A 13,579-nucleotide genomic window follows, 5' to 3' on the forward strand; every position below is an offset into this window, starting at 1 on the left:
GCCCCGGCCGGTAGGCTCGATCACACGATGACCGAGCACATGTCTCCTGCCGAGCGCTACCGGGCCGCCCGGAAACGCGCCGCCGAGCAGGCCACCGCTCTTGCCCCGTTCCGTGAGATGTACGACTTCGAGCTGGACGGCTTCCAGGTCGAGGCGTGCCAGGCCCTGGAGGCCGGGGAGGGCGTCCTGGTGGCGGCGCCCACCGGGTCGGGCAAGACCATCGTGGGCGAGTTCGCCGTCCACCTGGCGCTGAGCCAGGGACGCAAGTGCTTCTACACGACACCCATCAAGGCCCTGTCGAACCAGAAGTACAACGACCTGGTCAAGCGGTACGGCGTGGAGCGCGTGGGCCTGCTGACCGGCGACAACTCGGTCAACTCCGAGGCACCGGTGATCGTGATGACCACCGAGGTCCTCCGCAACATGCTCTACGCGGGCTCCCGGGCCCTCATCGGGCTCGGCTACGTGGTGATGGACGAGGTCCACTATCTTTCGGACCGCTTCCGCGGTGCCGTCTGGGAAGAGGTCATCATCCACCTCCCCGAGTCCGTGGCCCTGATCTCACTCTCCGCGACCGTCTCCAACGCCGAGGAATTCGGCGACTGGCTGGACACCGTGCGCGGTGACACCCGGGTCATCGTCTCCGAGCACCGGCCGGTGCCGCTGTGGCAGCACGTGCTGGCCGGCCGCCGGATGTACGACCTCTTCGAGGAGAAGACGGTCGACGGCCCCGGCGGCCCGCGGACCAGACGCGAGGTCAACCCCGACCTGATGCGGATGGCCCGCATGGAGAACAGCCGCGTGACCGGCGCCCGGGAGCGGTACCGCAACGGCCGGGACCGGCGGCGCGCGGCCGACCGGGAGCGGGAGAAGCGCCAGCGCAGCCGGATCTGGACGCCCAGCCGGCCCGAGGTCATCGAGCGGCTGGACTCCCAGGGGCTGCTTCCCGCGATCACCTTCATCTTCAGCCGGGCCGGCTGCGACGCCGCGGTCCAGCAGTGCCTGGCCGCCGGACTGCGGCTGAACGACGCCGAGGAGCGGGCCAGGGTACGCGAGGTCGTGACCGCACGGACCTCCGTGCTCCGGAACGAGGACCTCCACGTCCTGGGCTACTTCGGCTGGCTGGAGGCCCTGGAGCGGGGCATAGCGGCCCACCACGCGGGGATGCTCCCGACCTTCAAGGAGGTCGTGGAGGAGCTGTTCGTCAAGGGCCTGGTCAAGGCGGTCTTCGCCACCGAGACCCTCGCCCTGGGCATCAACATGCCGGCCCGTTCCGTCGTGCTGGAGAAGCTCGTCAAGTGGAACGGTGAGCAGCACGCCGACATCACCCCGGGGGAGTTCACCCAGCTCACCGGCCGGGCGGGGCGGCGCGGCATCGATGTCGAGGGCCACGCGGTGGTGCTGTGGCAGCGCGGCATGGACCCGGCCGCGCTGGCCGGCCTCGCCGGCACCCGGACCTACCCGCTGCGTTCCTCCTTCAAGCCCTCGTACAACATGGCGGTCAACCTCGTCGCGCAGTTCGGGCGGCACCGCTCGCGGGAGCTGCTGGAGACCTCCTTCGCCCAGTTCCAGGCCGACCGCTCGGTGGTCGGGATCGCCCGCCAGGTGCAGCGCAACGAGGACGGCCTCGCGGGCTACCGCGCCTCCATGACCTGCCACCTGGGCGACTTCGACGAGTACGCCGCGCTGCGCCGGCAGCTGAAGGACCGGGAGAACGACCTGGCGCGCCAGGGCGTGGCCCAGCGCAGGGTCGCGGCCGCGGCCGCGCTGGAGCAGCTGCGCCCCGGCGACATCATCCATGTGCCCACCGGGAAGTACGCGGGGCTGGCCCTCGTGCTGGACCCCGGGGCGAGCGCCGGCCGCAGTCCCGGCCACCGGGGGCACGAGCACCACGACGGCCCCCGGCCCCTGGTGCTCACCGCGCAGCGCCAGGTCAAGCGGCTGGCCTCGATGGACTTCCCGGTGCCGGTCGAGCCCCTGGACCGGATGCGCATCCCGAAGTCCTTCAACCCCCGCAGTCCTCAGTCCCGCCGGGATCTGGCCTCCTCGCTGCGCACCAAGGCCGGCCATCACGAGCCCCGCAGGCACCGCAGGGGGCGAGCGGAGGCGGCCGACGACACCGAGATCGCGCGGCTGCGTGCCGCGATCAGGGCTCATCCCTGCCACGGCTGCGACGAGCGGGAGGACCACGCCCGCTGGGCGGAGCGCTATCACCGGCTCAAGCGGGACACCCGGCAGCTGGAGCGCCGGATCGAGGGCCGGACCAATACCGTGGCGCGCACGTTCGACAGGGTGTACGCCCTGCTGTCGGATCTTCACTATCTGCGTGGGGACGAGGTCACCGAGGACGGCCGCCGGCTGGCCCGCCTCTACGGCGAGCTGGATCTGCTGGCGGGCGAGTGCTTGCGGGAGGGAGTCTGGGAGGGCCTCGGTCCCGCCCAGCTCGCCGCGTGTGCCTCGGCGCTGGTCTACGAGTCCCGGTCCACCGAGGAGGGCCTGCCGCCGGAGGTGCCCAGTGGCAGGGCCAAGGACGCGCTCGGTGACATGGTGCGGATCTGGGGCCGGCTGGACGCCTTGGAGGAGCAGCACCGCATCGACCAGACGCCGGGTGTGGGGCAGCGTGAGCCGGACCTGGGCTTCGCCCTGCTCGCCTACCACTGGGCGCAGGGGCAGGGACTCGACACGGTGCTGCGGGCCACCGACATGCCCGCGGGGGACTTCGTCCGCTGGTGCAAGCAGGTCATCGACGTGCTCGGTCAGCTGGCCGCCGCGGCACCCGAGGGCAGCACGGTCCGGCCCACGGCCCGCAAGGCGGTGGACGCCATGCTGCGCGGTGTGGTCGCCTACAGCTCCGTCGGCTGACCGGGTGACCGGGCGCGCGCCGGGCGCTACCGGCCGGCCAGCACGGCCAGCAGCCGCTGGAGCGAGCCGCCCAGCCCCCACCGGTCCGCCAGCTCGGCCAGCGCCCCGGGGTCGCGCGGTGCCGCGGGCAGGGCCGGGTCGTGCTCCGGCAGGGGCACGTCCACAGCGACCCGCACCACCCGTGGGGCCACCGCCAGATACGGCCCGGCCTCGGCGAGCCGCCTGCGGCGGACCGGGGTGAGCCCGGAGAACGGGTCCTCGGCGGCGGCCAGGACCCCTGCCAGGTCCCCGTACTCGGCCAGCAGCCGGGCCGCGGTCTTCTCCCCGATGCCGGGCACCCCCGGCAGTCCGTCGCTCGGGTCGCCGCGCAGCACGGCGAGATCGGCGTAGCCGGCACCGTCCACCCCGTACTTGTCGCGCAGCGCCGCGGAGTCGAAGGCTGCCAGCGTTCCCATGCCCTTGACCGGGTACAGCACCCGCACAGCGCGGGCGTCGTCGATCAGCTGGAAGAGGTCGCGGTCGCCGGTGACGATGTCCACCGGACCGGGAGCCCGCACAGCCAGGGTGCCGATCACGTCGTCCGCCTCGTAGCCGGGCGCTCCCAGCCGGGTGATCCCGAGCGCGTCGAGTACCTCCTCGATCACCGGCACCTGGGGCGTCAGAGTGTCGGGAACTTCCTCGGTGTCCGGGCCGGTCGCGGTCTCCTGCGCCACCCGGTGGGCCTTGTAGGAGGGGATCAGCCCGACCCGCCAGTGCGGCCGCCAGTCCGCGTCCATGCAGGCGACGAGATCGTCGGGGCGGTGGTCCTGGACGAGCCGGGCGATGAAGTCCAGCAGCCCGCGCACCGCGTTGACCGGGGCGCCGTCCGGTGCGCGGACCGACTCCGGGACGCCGTAGTAGGCGCGGAAGTACAGCGAGGCGGTGTCCAGGAGCATCAGACGTCGGGTCATGCAGAGATCATGCCGCACGTGAGCTTGGTCTCCCGGACCCACACCGGCTTGACGCTTAGGTAAGGTTTACCTTAATCATGGTGCTGCTCCTGGAGCGTCCACCCTGTACCGCCCCTGGTTCCGGCTCGGCCGGGACCGTGGGCACCGTGAGAAAGGCCCGCTCATGTCACCCGCCCTCCCGACCTCCCTCTCCGGCCGGGGCAACCGCCGGAGCCCGGCGCGCAGCCTCCTGGCGGCGGTCGCCGGCGCCGCCCTGCTGCTCCCCGCCCTCGTGGCCTGCGGCAGCGACGACCAGGGACCGGAGACGGGCAAGGGGAACCAGGACGCCTCCGCCGAGGAGCTGGTCATCTACTCCGGACGCAACGAGGAACTGATCCAGCCGATCCTGGACCGGCTGGAGGAGGCCGCGGGCGTGGAGGTCAGCGTCCGCTACGGGGACAGCGCGGAACTGGCCGCGCAGATCCTGGAGGAAGGCGAGCGGACCAAGGCCGGCCTCTTCCTCTCCCAGGACGCCGGCGCTCTCGGCGCGCTGTCCAAGGAAGGGCTCCTGGAGGAGCTTCCGGCCGGGACGCTGGAGGGGGTCGACCCGGCCTTCCGGTCCGCCGGCGACGACTGGGTGGGCGTCTCCGGCCGTGCCCGCGTGGTGGTCTACGACCCCGAGCAGGTCGCCGAGGACGAACTGCCCCAGAGCGTCCACGACCTGACCGAGCCGCGCTGGAAGGACAAGGTCGGCTACGCACCGACCAATGCCTCCTTCCAGGCGTTCGTCACCGGCATGCGCGTGCTGGAGGGCGACGACACCACCCGTGAGTGGCTGACGGACCTTCAGGCCAACAACGCGCAGCAGTACGACAAGAACACGGCCATTCTCGACGCCACGGACAAGGGTGAGATCGAGCTGGGCCTGATCAACCACTACTACTGGTACCAGAAGCTCGCCGAGAACGAGGACGCGGTCACCTCCCGCCTGCACTTCCTCCCCGGCGGGGACCCGGGCTCGCTGGTCAATGTCGCCGGTGTCGGCATCACCGCGCACGGTGGCCAGTCCGAGGCCGCGCTGCGCGCCGTCGACTTCCTCCTGGCCGAGGAGGCCCAGCTCTACTTCGCCGAGGAGACCAAGGAGTACCCGCTGGCCGCCGGGGTGGCCAGCCCGGTGGAGGACCTTCCCTCGCTGGAGTCCCTGGAGATCCCCGAGATCGACCTGACGGACCTGGACTCCCTGCAGGAGACCCTGGCACTGCTGCAGGAAACCGGAATGGTCTGATAGGAATCATGAGTACCTCGGGCAAGCCTCTCCAGGAGGCACCGGCCGCCCGTGACGGCTCCGCCGGCCGCCCGGACGACGCACAGGCGTCGCCCGGGCGGCGGCGTGCCGTGACGGAGGTACCCGCTGCCCCGCCGGCGCACCGCCCGCGGTGGCGCCGACGGCCGGGGAACGTGCCCGCCGTGCTCGCGGTGCCCGCCGCCGTCACCGCCGTCTTCGCCCTGCTGCCCCTGGTCTATCTCGTGGTCCGGGCACTGGAGCACGGCCCCGCCCGGGCCCGGGACATCGTCCTCGCCGACCGCACCGCCGAGCTCCTGCTGCGCAGCCTGAACCTGACGGCCACCGTCGTCGTGGCCAGCGTCGTCCTCGGCATCTCGCTGGCCTGGCTCACCGAGCGCACCGCGCTGCCGGCCCCGCGCCTGTGGGCGGTGCTCGCCACCCTTCCCCTGGCCGTCCCCAGCTACGTCATGGCGTTCAGCTGGCTCTCCGCCTTTCCGTCGCTGGCCGGTTTCACCGGCGCGGCCATCGCGCTGAGCCTGGCCTGCTTCCCCTATGTCTACCTCCCCGTGGCCGCCGTGCTGCGCGGCATCGACCCGGCGCAGGAGGAGTCGGCGCGGGCCCTGGGACACAGCGCCCTGGGCACCTTCTGGCGGGTGACCCTGCCGCAGCTGCGGCCCGCGGCGGCGGGCGGCGGACTGCTCGTCGCGCTCTACGTCATCTCCGATTTCGGGGCCGTGTCGCTGATGCGCTACGACACCTTCACCCGGGCCATCCACCTCTCCTACCGTGCCAGCTTCGACCGGACCCCGGCCGCCGCCCTCAGCTGCGTGCTCGTCCTCATCACCGTGCTGCTGGTCGTCGCCGAGCGCCGGACCCGCGGCCGTGCCCGGCACGCCCGCACGGGCCGCGGCACCGCCCGGCCCGCGGCCCGCCTGCCGCTGGGCCGCCTGCGGTGGCCGGCGACGCTCTGGTGCGGCCTGGTCGCCGCCGTCGCCGTCGCCTTCCCGGTCGGCACCCTGGGGTACTGGCTGGCCACCGGGAGCTCCGCCGCCTGGCAGCCGGCCGAACTCCTCGGCACCGCCCGGACCACGGTGATGCTGGCCGCGGCGGGAGCCGCCCTCACCATGCTCCTGGCCCTTCCGGTGGGCGTCATCGCGGCCCGGTACCGCGGCCGCACCGCACACGTGCTGGAGCAGGCCTCCTACGCCGGCCACGCCCTGCCGGGCATCACCGTCGCCCTCGCCCTGGTCTTCCTGTCCGTGCGCTACGCGTACCCGCTCTATCAGCAGTGGCCGCTGCTGATCGCCGCCTACGCGGTGCTGTTCCTGCCTCTGGCGGTCACCGCCGTGCGTGCCGCCGTTCTGCAGGCACCGCCCGAACTGGAGGACATGGCCCGCTCCCTGGGCCGCGGACCGCTTGCGACCCTGCGCGAGGTCACTCTGCCCCTGGCGGCCCCGGGAGTGGCCGCCGGGACGGCGCTGACCTTCGTGGTGATCATGAAAGAACTGCCCGCCACCCTCCTGCTGCGGCCCACCGGAATGGACACGCTCGCCACCCGGTTGTGGACGCAGACCGACGTGGGCGCCTACGCGGCCGCCGCCCCCTACGCACTGGCGCTGATCCTCATCGCCGCCGTTCCCTCCTACCTCCTCGGGAGGCACCGCTCATGACCGACCTGCACATCAGCGGACTGACCGCGTCCTACGGCCGGGGGGCCCCGGTCCTGCGAGGTCTGGACCTGCACGTCCCCGCCGGCGAACTCACCGCGGTCCTGGGCCCCTCCGGCTGCGGCAAGACGACCCTGCTGCGGATCGTCGCCGGCTTCCTGCGCCCCGACAGCGGCAGCGTCGAGGTGGGCGGACGCACGGTCACCGGCCCGGGCGTCCACCTGCCCCCCGAGCGGCGGGCCATCGGGATCGTGGCCCAGGAGGGGGCGCTGTTCCCCCACCTGAGTGTCGCCCGCAACGTCGCGTTCGGCCTGACCGGTCTGGCCGGCGCGGCCCGGCTCCGGCGCCGCGCGCGGGTGGAGGAGATGCTGGAACTCGTCGGACTCGCGGGCTTCGGCAGCCGCATGCCGCACGAGCTCTCCGGCGGCCAGCAGCAGAGGGTCTCGCTGGCCCGCGCCCTCGCACCCAGGCCCGCTCTGGTCCTGCTGGACGAGCCGTTCAACGCCCTGGACAGCGCCCTGCGGACCGGGCTGCGCGCGGACGTCCGGGCTGCCCTGAAAGCCACCGGAGCGACCGCCGTGCTGGTCACCCACGACCAGCAGGAGGCCCTTTCGGCGGCAGACCGGGTCGCGGTGCTCCGCGACGGGCAGGTCGCCCAGACCGGCACCCCGCAGGAGGTGTACGAGCACCCCGCGGATCCCTGGGTGGCCGGCTTCGTCGGGGACGCGGTGCTGCTGCCCGGCAGCGCCGAGGGCACCGCCGCACGCACCGCCCTGGGCAGCATCCCCCTGATGGCCGGCTCCGGACGGGGCAGTGGAACCGTGGTGCTGCGCCCCGAACAGTTCGTGCTGCGTGACCCGGCGGGGGCGCCGCTGCGCGGCACGGTCGCCGACGTCTGCTTCTACGGCCACGACGCGGTGGTCTCGGTGGCCGTGGCCGGGCTGGACCGCACCGTCGATGTGCGTCACCCCGGCCCGGTGGCCGTGCGGCCCGGCCAGGAGACCGGGCTGGCCATCACCGGCCAAGCGGTTCTGCACCCGGCGACGGAGGCCGCCCCGCTGCTGGAGAAGGCCTGATGCCCAAGGTGGTGTCGCTGGTGCCCTCGCTCAGCGAGGCCGTCGCGGTCAGCGCCCCCGGAATGCTGGTGGGCGCCACCGACTGGTGCAGCGAGCCGGCCGGTCTGTACGTCACCCGGGTGCGCGGAACCAAGAACCCCGACCTGGAGGCCATCACCGGGCTGGAACCGGATCTCGTCCTCGCCAACGAGGAGGAGAACCGGCCGTCCGACATCGCGGCACTCCGCGACGCCGGTATCCGGGTCCTGGTCACCGAGGTGCGCAGCCTGCCGCAGGCCCTCGCGGAACTGGAACGGGTCCTGGTGGCCGGCTGCGGATTGCCCCGGCCCGGCTGGCTGGACGACGCGGAGGCCGCCTGGCGGGACCTCGGCACGGATTCCTGCTGGGCGACTGCCGTGGTGCCCGTGTGGCGGCGGCCATGGATGGTGCTGGGCAGCGACACCTTCGCCGGCGATCTGCTGCACCGGCTGGGCGTGCGCAACGCCTGGGCCGGGCATCCCGAACGCTACCCGCGCCTGCCGCTCGCCGAACTGAACCGGCCAGGCCGCGCGGATCTCGTGGTGCTGCCGGACGAGCCGTACGCCTTCTCCGCGGACGACGGACCGGAGGCGTTCGGCGACCTGCCCTGCGCGCTGGTCAGCGGCCGGTACCTCACCTGGTACGGCCCTTCCCTGGTGCGGGCCCCCGCCGTGCTGGCCGACGCGCTCGCCGCGGCTCGCTGACGGCGGGACCTCAGCCCAGCCGCAGCTCGTCCCCCTCCACGGTCAGCGCCTCCTCGGGCAGCGGGGAGGTCGCCGGCCCGCCGGTCACGCTGCCGTCCTCGATCGCGAAGCTGCTGCCGTGGCAGGCACAGTTGATGGTCCCACCGCTGACGTCGGAGACCAGGCAGCCGCGGTGCGTGCACACGGCGGAGAAGGCCCGGAAGTCTCCCGGCTCCGGCTGGGTGACTACCACCTTGTGCTCCTCGAGAATGATCCCTCCGCCCTCCGGCACCTCGGAAACCGTCGTCAGCACGTCGTTCCCGGGGGCCTCGGGGGTGGCCTCGCCCTCCTCGCCCCCGTTGCCGTTCCCCTCCCCGCAGGCGACGAGGGCACCGGTCAGGCCCAGAGCGCCCATGGCCGTCACCACGCTGCGCCGGGAAGCCGGGCCGGATGTCCGGGGTGCCGTGCTCATGCCGCTCCTCCAGGGTTCGTTGCCGTCCGGGTCGCTGCCCTACTCCTACCACCTCCCGACGGCGGGGAAGCCCCGTTCCGGCAGGCCGGGCATCCGGCCTCTAGGCTGGGCCGATGCTTCGGGAAACGGTCGCCACCCGCTACATCACCCCCCTGCGCGAGGGCGGGTCACTGCCCGGCCTGGTGGAGGCCGGCGATCTGGGCACCTACGTCATGAAGTTCACCGGGGCCGGGCAGGGGCGCAAGTCGCTGGTCGCGGAGGTGATCTGCGGCGGGCTGGCCCGGCGCCTGGGCCTGCGGGTACCGGAGCTGGCCGTCCTGTGGCTCGACCCGGTGATCGGCCTCGCGGAGCCCGACCAGGAGGTGCAGGCGCTGCTGAAGGCCAGCGGCGGTGCGAACCTCGGTATGGACTTCCTGCCCGGCTCCCTGGGCTTCGACCCGCTGGCCCATCCGGTCACCTCGGCCGAGGCGGGGCGGGTGGTCTGGTTCGATGCTCTGGTGAACAACGTGGACCGCTCCTGGCGGAACCCCAACATGCTGGTCTGGCACCAGGACCTGTGGCTGATCGACCATGGAGCCGCCGTCGTGTGGCACCATCACTGGCCCGGCGCGGCGGCCTCGGCTGCCCGTCCTTACGACGCCTCGGACCATGCGCTCGCGCCGTTCGCCCCGGACATCGCGCGGGCGGCCGCGGAGCTGGCGCCGCGGGTGACCCAGGATCTGCTGGCGGAGGTCGCCGCGGAGGTGCCGGACGAGTGGCTGGCCGAGGAGCCCGGCTTCGCCGGTTCCGACGAGGTGCGCCGGGCCTACGGGAGGATCCTCGCCGAACGGGCGGGCACGGTGCACGAGCGCATCAGGCTCGGGCCGCCGAAGCCGCAGCGGCCTCCTGAGCCGCCCGACTGGCTCACGGGCGGCCGCGGCGGCCGGAGGGCCGGGAAATGAGCGCGGAGGCCCACCGGGTTGCCGGGAGCGGCACGGGAACCGTCTACGAGTACGCCCTGCTGCGCGTCGTCCCGCGGATCGAACGGGGGGAGTGCCTGAACGCCGGCGTGGTCCTCTACTGCCGGCCGTTGTCCTTCGTGGCTGCCCGCACCCGCCTGGACACCGGCCGGCTGCGGGCGCTGGATCCGGAGGCCGACGCGGAGGCGGTGCGCGCCGCCCTGAAGGCGGCAGAAGCCGTCTGCCGGGGCGGTGCCGCGGCGGGACGGGCCGCGGAGGACGAGCCGGGGCGCCGGTTCCGCTGGCTGGTGGCCCCGCGGAGCACGGTGGTGCAGCCGGGCCCCGTGCACACCGGACTGACCACCGACCCGCGGTCCGAGATCGATCGGCTGTTCGATCGCCTGGTCGGCTGAACGTGCCCTGCGCCACCCCGGGGGCGGTCGGCGTTGACAGCGGGTGTCCGGGCTTCTAGCGTCACCTCTGCCGTAGGTACTAAGCGGTTGCTCATCACTCGAGGGCGAGGAGAACCAAGAATGTCCACCACCGACCAGCGCGTCGCCATTGTCACGGGCGCGGCCCGGGGCATCGGAGCCGCCACCGCCGTCCGTCTCGCCGAGGAAGGGCTGGCCGTCGCCGTCGTCGATCTCGACGAGGCCGCCTGCCAGGAGACGGTCGACACGATCACCGGGGCGGGGGGCAAGGCCCTCGCCGTCGGCTGCGACGTTTCCGACAGCGCGCAGGTGAATACGGCAGTGGCCCGGATCGCCGGTGAACTCGGCGCGCCGACCGTCCTGGTCAACAACGCGGGTGTGCTGCGGGACAACCTGCTGTTCAAGATGAGTGACTCCGACTGGGACACCGTCATGAACGTGCACCTGCGCGGCTCCTTCCTGATGTCCAGGGCGTGCCAGGCGCACATGGTCGACGCCGGTTTCGGGCGCATCGTCAACCTGTCCTCCAGCTCTGCCCTCGGGAACCGGGGCCAGGCCAACTACGCCGCTGCCAAGGCGGGTCTGCAGGGCTTCACCAAGACGCTGGCCAAGGAGCTCGGCAAGTTCGGGATCACCGCCAACGCCGTGGCGCCCGGCTTCATCGTCACCGACATGACCGCGCAGACCGCCGCCCGCGTGGGGATGGGCTTCGAGGAGTTCCAGCAGGCGGCCGCCTCCCAGATCCCCGTCCAGCGGGTCGGCAGGCCCGAGGACATCGCCAACGCCGTCGCCTTCTTCGCCGGCGAGGCCGCCGGCTTCGTCTCCGGCCAGGTGCTGTACGTGGCCGGCGGCCCGCTCAACTGAGAAAGGCGCACTGACATGGCAGAGCAGGGACAGCGGCAGGACAGCGGGAGGGTCGCCCTCATCACCGGGGGCAGCCGGGGCATCGGCTACGGGATCGCCGAGGCGCTCATCGCCCGCGGTGACCGGGTGTGCATCACCGGGCGAAGCGAGGACTCCCTGCGCGAGGCCGTCGGCTCGCTCGGCGCCGACCGCGCCATGGGCGTCGCCGGAAAGGCGCACGACCCGGCGCACCAGGCGGAGGCCGTCGAGAAGGTCATGGACGCCTACGGGCGGGTGGACTACCTGATCAACAACGCGGGCACCAACCCGGTGTTCGGCCCCATCGCGGAACTCGACCTGGACGTGGCCCGCAAGGTCTTCGAGACCAATGTCGTCTCCGCGCTGGCCTTCGCCCAGCGCACCTGGGCGGCCTGGCAGAAGGCTAACGGCGGTGCGATCGTCAACATCGCCTCGGTCGCGGGCCTTTCGGCATCCCCGTTCATCGGCGCCTACGGCGTCAGCAAGGCCGCGATGATCAATCTCACCCAGCAGCTCGCCCACGAGTTCGCGCCGGCTGTGCGGGTCAATGCCATCGCCCCGGCGGTGATCAAGACCCGGTTCGCCGCCGCGCTCTACGAGGGCCGTGAGGAGGAGGCTGCTGCCGCCTACCCGATGGCCAGGCTCGGGACACCGGAGGACATCGGCGGGGCGGTCGCCTTCCTCACCTCCGGGGACTCCGGGTGGATCACCGGCCAGACCCTGGTGGTGGACGGCGGCAAGTTCCTCAACTCCGGAGTCTGACGCTCCGGCGGAACCGGACACCGGCTCCTTCCCCTCCTCTCCTCCTTCGCCGCGGGAGAGGAGGGACCGGGACCCGTGGCAGCGGCCCCTCCCGAGCCGGCCCCGGCACGGCCCGGGAGGGAAGTGTCCGAGCCGGACGGTAGGTTCGCGTGCGTTGAAACCGATCCACGCACCGGAGGTTGCCGACGTGCACGACATGCTGCCCGAGTCCTGGCGGGAGGTTCTCGGCGGAGAACTGGACGAGCCCTACTTCAAGGAGCTCGTCGAGTTCGTCGAGGAGGAGCGCGCCCGGGGGCCGGTGTACCCGCCGCGCGAGGAGGTCTTCGCGGCTCTTGATGCCACTCCCTACGACCGGGTGAAGGTCCTCGTCCTCGGGCAGGACCCGTACCACGGCCCTGGCCAGGGTCACGGCCTGTGTTTCTCGGTGCGCCCCGGGGTGCGGGTTCCCCCGTCCCTGCGCAACATCTACAAGGAGCTGCAGGCCGACCTCGGCCATCCGGTACCGGACAACGGCTACCTCATGCCCTGGGCGGAACAGGGCGTGCTGCTTCTCAACGCCGTCCTGACGGTGCGCGAAGGGCAGGCCGGCTCGCATCAGCGCAAGGGCTGGGAGAGGTTCACCGACGCCGTGATCCGCGCCGTGTCCGGCCGGCCGGACCCGTGCGTCTTCGTGCTGTGGGGCAACTACGCCAAGAAGAAGCTGCCGCTGATCGACACGGCGCGCCACACGGTGGTGCAAGGCGCCCATCCCTCCCCGCTCTCGGCGAAGAAGTTTCTCGGTTCCCGTCCCTTCTCCGCGATCGACGCGGCCCTCGCGGCCCAGGGACACACCCCCGTCGACTGGCGTATTCCGGACCTGGGAGCCGCCGGTTCGTGACCGGGAGGGTGCCGGCCCTGCGGCGTTCGGGCCAAGACGAGCGACGGCCGCGCGGCGGCGGCACCGGTCCGGGACCGGGGCGGTTAGCGTGAGCCTGACCGCCCGCCCGGTCCCCAAGGCGCGGGCAGCGCAGGAGGGCCCGTGTCGCGAGGAGAGGACGCCGCGGTGCCGACGCGCCTCGGCCAGGCTGTGCTGCTGCACCGCGCCGGAGACAGGGAAGAGGCCCGGAACCGTCTGCTGGCGCTGTGGGAGGAAGCGGGCCGCGCGGGGGACGCCTTCCACCGCAGCGCCATCGCGCACTACCTGGCCGACACCCAGGACGACCCCGCGGTCGCGCTGGTCTGGGACCTGCGGGCGCTGGCCGCCGCAGACGGAGCGGCCGCCCGGGACGGGGATCAGGGCCCGGCCGCGGCTCTCTACCCCGCGCTCTACACCCGGCTCGCCGCCGACCACGCGCGGCTCGGCGACGGGCGCGCGGCCCGCAGGGCGCTGCAGCGGGCCCGCGGCGCGGCGGCCGGCCTGGCCGACGGACCCTACGCCGGGGAGATCCGTGCCGCCATCGAGCGGCTCTCACGGCGCCTGGCCGGGGGCGGATGAGCCGGAGACCGGAGCGCACCGCAGAGCGGCGGGAGCGCCAGCGCCCGAGAACACGGAAGGACAAGCAGCCGGCCGGCCCGCGTATGCTGCCGGGCACACC

The 13,579-nt window shown here is 72.9% G+C and carries 13 protein-coding genes; 11 read left to right on the forward strand and 2 right to left on the reverse strand.

The genetic code is table 11. The annotated features are described in order from the left end of the window. The first annotated feature begins 27 nt into the window (after window positions 1–27). Window positions 28–2,862: a DEAD/DEAH box helicase gene (locus ABD299_RS20570; protein ID WP_344264750.1), complete on the forward strand. Its 2,835-nt coding sequence runs from the start codon at window positions 28–30 to the stop codon at window positions 2,860–2,862. Window positions 2,863–2,888: 26 nt separating this feature from the next. Here the strand turns inward: ABD299_RS20570 and ABD299_RS20575 are convergent, their stop codons facing one another. Next, window positions 2,889–3,797, reverse strand: coding sequence for a 5'-3' exonuclease (locus ABD299_RS20575; protein ID WP_344264882.1), 909 nt, complete (start codon window positions 3,795–3,797; stop codon window positions 2,889–2,891). A gap of 178 nt (window positions 3,798–3,975) precedes the next feature. On the opposite strand from ABD299_RS20575, the gene ABD299_RS20580 reads away from it, so the two are divergent. The 4 genes from ABD299_RS20580 to ABD299_RS20595 are packed head-to-tail and all read left to right on the forward strand — an operon-like array spanning window position 3,976 to window position 8,541. Further along, window positions 3,976–5,076: an iron ABC transporter substrate-binding protein gene (locus ABD299_RS20580; protein ID WP_344264753.1), complete on the forward strand. Its 1,101-nt coding sequence runs from the start codon at window positions 3,976–3,978 to the stop codon at window positions 5,074–5,076. Window positions 5,077–5,084: 8 nt separating this feature from the next. After that, window positions 5,085–6,746 (forward strand): ABC transporter permease, encoded by a 1,662-nt coding sequence (locus ABD299_RS20585; protein ID WP_344264756.1) that lies wholly within the window; start codon window positions 5,085–5,087, stop codon window positions 6,744–6,746. Beyond that, complete coding sequence (locus ABD299_RS20590; RefSeq protein ID WP_344264759.1) at window positions 6,743–7,819, forward strand: ABC transporter ATP-binding protein; 1,077 nt, start codon at window positions 6,743–6,745, stop codon at window positions 7,817–7,819. The genes ABD299_RS20585 and ABD299_RS20590 overlap by 4 nt, the downstream gene beginning before the upstream one ends. Further along, window positions 7,819–8,541 carry a helical backbone metal receptor gene (locus tag ABD299_RS20595; protein WP_344264762.1) on the forward strand — a complete coding sequence of 241 codons (723 nt, stop codon included), beginning with the start codon at window positions 7,819–7,821 and terminating at the stop codon, window positions 8,539–8,541. The genes ABD299_RS20590 and ABD299_RS20595 overlap by 1 nt, the downstream gene beginning before the upstream one ends. Window positions 8,542–8,551: 10 nt before the next feature. Here the strand turns inward: ABD299_RS20595 and ABD299_RS20600 are convergent, their stop codons facing one another. Next, window positions 8,552–8,992 (reverse strand): Rieske (2Fe-2S) protein, encoded by a 441-nt coding sequence (locus tag ABD299_RS20600; protein WP_344264765.1) that lies wholly within the window; start codon window positions 8,990–8,992, stop codon window positions 8,552–8,554. 113 nt (window positions 8,993–9,105) lie between these two features. Here ABD299_RS20600 and ABD299_RS20605 point away from each other — a divergent pair, with 113 nt between their 5' ends. From ABD299_RS20605 to ABD299_RS20630, 6 genes are all read left to right on the forward strand, one after another. Further along, window positions 9,106–9,933, forward strand: coding sequence for a HipA family kinase (locus tag ABD299_RS20605; protein ID WP_344264767.1), 828 nt, complete (start codon window positions 9,106–9,108; stop codon window positions 9,931–9,933). After that, window positions 9,930–10,343: a DUF3037 domain-containing protein gene (locus tag ABD299_RS20610; protein WP_344264769.1), complete on the forward strand. Its 414-nt coding sequence runs from the start codon at window positions 9,930–9,932 to the stop codon at window positions 10,341–10,343. Before ABD299_RS20605 ends, ABD299_RS20610 begins: the two co-directional genes overlap by 4 nt. A 120-nt stretch (window positions 10,344–10,463) precedes the next feature. Next, window positions 10,464–11,225, forward strand: a complete 762-nt coding sequence (gene fabG / locus ABD299_RS20615) for a 3-oxoacyl-ACP reductase FabG (RefSeq protein WP_344264771.1) — start codon at window positions 10,464–10,466, stop codon at window positions 11,223–11,225. A 15-nt stretch (window positions 11,226–11,240) separates the two neighbouring features. Beyond that, on the forward strand, window positions 11,241–12,005 hold the full coding sequence (locus ABD299_RS20620; RefSeq protein WP_344264775.1) for an SDR family oxidoreductase: 765 nt from the start codon (window positions 11,241–11,243) through the stop codon (window positions 12,003–12,005). A 196-nt stretch (window positions 12,006–12,201) separates the two neighbouring features. Continuing rightward, window positions 12,202–12,882 (forward strand): uracil-DNA glycosylase, encoded by a 681-nt coding sequence (ung, locus tag ABD299_RS20625; protein ID WP_344264884.1) that lies wholly within the window; start codon window positions 12,202–12,204, stop codon window positions 12,880–12,882. Window positions 12,883–13,023: 141 nt separating this feature from the next. Next, window positions 13,024–13,479, forward strand: a complete 456-nt coding sequence (locus tag ABD299_RS20630) for a hypothetical protein (RefSeq protein ID WP_344264777.1) — start codon at window positions 13,024–13,026, stop codon at window positions 13,477–13,479. The last annotated feature ends 100 nt before the right edge of the window (window positions 13,480–13,579 follow it).

Origin of the sequence: Streptomyces sodiiphilus (genome assembly GCF_039529215.1) — a bacterium.
Lineage (GTDB): Bacteria > Actinomycetota > Actinomycetes > Streptomycetales > Streptomycetaceae > Streptomyces > Streptomyces sodiiphilus.

Bases quoted from the DNA above. Each gene is read 5' to 3' on its own strand.
- ABD299_RS20570 (WP_344264750.1), top strand. From the start codon at position 28: ATGACCGAGCACATGTCTCCTGCCGAGCGCTACCGGGCCGCCCGGAAA.
- ABD299_RS20575 (WP_344264882.1), bottom strand. From the start codon at position 3,797: ATGCTCCTGGACACCGCCTCGCTGTACTTCCGCGCCTACTACGGCGTC.
- ABD299_RS20580 (WP_344264753.1), top strand. From the start codon at position 3,976: ATGTCACCCGCCCTCCCGACCTCCCTCTCCGGCCGGGGCAACCGCCGG.
- ABD299_RS20585 (WP_344264756.1), top strand. From the start codon at position 5,085: ATGAGTACCTCGGGCAAGCCTCTCCAGGAGGCACCGGCCGCCCGTGAC.
- ABD299_RS20590 (WP_344264759.1), top strand. From the start codon at position 6,743: ATGACCGACCTGCACATCAGCGGACTGACCGCGTCCTACGGCCGGGGG.
- ABD299_RS20595 (WP_344264762.1), top strand. From the start codon at position 7,819: ATGCCCAAGGTGGTGTCGCTGGTGCCCTCGCTCAGCGAGGCCGTCGCG.
- ABD299_RS20600 (WP_344264765.1), bottom strand. From the start codon at position 8,992: ATGAGCACGGCACCCCGGACATCCGGCCCGGCTTCCCGGCGCAGCGTG.
- ABD299_RS20605 (WP_344264767.1), top strand. From the start codon at position 9,106: ATGCTTCGGGAAACGGTCGCCACCCGCTACATCACCCCCCTGCGCGAG.
- ABD299_RS20610 (WP_344264769.1), top strand. From the start codon at position 9,930: ATGAGCGCGGAGGCCCACCGGGTTGCCGGGAGCGGCACGGGAACCGTC.
- fabG (WP_344264771.1), top strand. From the start codon at position 10,464: ATGTCCACCACCGACCAGCGCGTCGCCATTGTCACGGGCGCGGCCCGG.
- ABD299_RS20620 (WP_344264775.1), top strand. From the start codon at position 11,241: ATGGCAGAGCAGGGACAGCGGCAGGACAGCGGGAGGGTCGCCCTCATC.
- ung (WP_344264884.1), top strand. From the start codon at position 12,202: ATGCTGCCCGAGTCCTGGCGGGAGGTTCTCGGCGGAGAACTGGACGAG.